The 359-nt window shown below is 65.7% G+C and carries 1 pseudogene; it reads right to left on the reverse strand.

Annotated features, from left to right (window positions below):
• Nucleotides 1-359, reverse strand: a pseudogene (locus FLQ44_RS19880) (hypothetical protein); the annotation flags it as partial.

A 359-nucleotide genomic window follows, 5' to 3' on the forward strand; every position in this document is an offset into this window, starting at 1 on the left:
CTTGAGCAGCCAGGAGATGCGCGACGGCCGCGTGCCCTCGATCATCCATTTGGGAAAGGTCGGGAGCAATTTCCCGCCATAGCCGAATTCGGCGAGGACGATCTTCCCCGCTTCGACGGTCAGCGGGCAGCTCCCATAACCGTCATAAGCTGCCACTGGCGGAGCGCCATCGAGCGCGGCGAGCGCGTTGAGCGCCACGACAGGCGCCTGTTTGCGCGCGGCGGCCGCAGTCTTGGCGTTGGTGGTTGCAGCGACATCCCCGAGCGCGAAGACATTGGCGTACACACTATGGCGGAGCGTCGCCTCGTCGACCGCGACGAAGCCGGAGGGCGCCGCGAGCGGGCTCGATGCGATAAATT

Source organism: Vogesella mureinivorans, assembly GCF_007644035.1.
GTDB classification, from domain to species: domain Bacteria; phylum Pseudomonadota; class Gammaproteobacteria; order Burkholderiales; family Chromobacteriaceae; genus Vogesella; species Vogesella mureinivorans.